1 protein-coding gene is annotated in these 952 nt (G+C 37.2%); it reads left to right on the forward strand.

What is annotated here, in order from left to right; translation table 11 throughout:
* The first annotated feature begins 48 nt into the window (after positions 1 to 48).
* The gene (locus tag ACFOUY_RS08985) at positions 49 to 939 is read left to right on the forward strand and encodes an IS1595 family transposase (RefSeq protein WP_378960170.1); all 891 of its coding nucleotides are present in this window, start codon (positions 49 to 51) and stop codon (positions 937 to 939) included.
* The last annotated feature ends 13 nt before the right edge of the window (positions 940 to 952 follow it).

The following is a 952-nucleotide window of genomic DNA, read 5'->3' on the forward strand; positions in this document are numbered from 1 at the left end:
TTGAAATAGGCACTTGATGAATACTAATAAAATTAGTAAATTAGCTTTATGGAGAATCGCTTTAAAAGTTTATCAATATTTGAATTTCAGTCTAAATTTCCAGATGAGCTGAGTTGTGTTAACTACTTATCGGATCTGAAATGGGGAAATGGGTATATCTGCAAAAAGTGTTCCCATACCCACTATTGCAAAGGGAACAGGGTTTTTGATCGTCAATGCACACATTGCAGGTATATTGAATCAGCTACATCAGGCACATTATTTCATGATTGCAAGTTTTCCCTATTAAAAGCATTCTACATCATCTACTATGTTTCAACCAACAAGAACGGTATTAGCAGTACCGAACTGAGCAGGAAACTTGAATTGAGACAAAAAACCTGCTGGTTATTTAAGCAAAAAGTAATGAAGGCGATGGAAAGTAGTGGAAAATTCCCAATGGAGGGTAAGGTGGATGTGGATGAAACCTATGTTGGTGGCCAGGATGATGGGATTAAGGGACGAAAAGGCGGCCGCAAGAAAATAGTGGTTCTTGGCATAGAAAAACAAGGAAAGGGCGTCTCCAGGATGTACGCAAGAGTAATTGATTCAGCTAGCAAAGAGAACCTTAAAGGCTTTATGCAGCATCACATCAAAAAGGAGGCCATCGTACGTACCGATAAATGGGCGGGATACAAGGGTATGGAAAAAGAATTCCCGAATATAATCCGGGAAAAATCAGAAAAGAAAGGTAAGAATTTTGTTGAATTACATCGTTGTATTATGATGTTTAAGGCATGGTTAAGGGGCGCTCATCACTCGGTGAAGTATCTACAATCCTATATTAATGAGTATACCTATAGATATAACAGACACAAGATGAAAGAAGGCATTTTTGAAAATCTAATGAATAGAATGATCAAAAATCCACCTCACACATATAAAATGATTATCACTTAAACGCCTATTTCAA

The organism is Pedobacter jamesrossensis (genome assembly GCF_042650905.1).
Taxonomy (GTDB): Bacteria; Bacteroidota; Bacteroidia; order Sphingobacteriales; family Sphingobacteriaceae; genus Pedobacter; species Pedobacter jamesrossensis.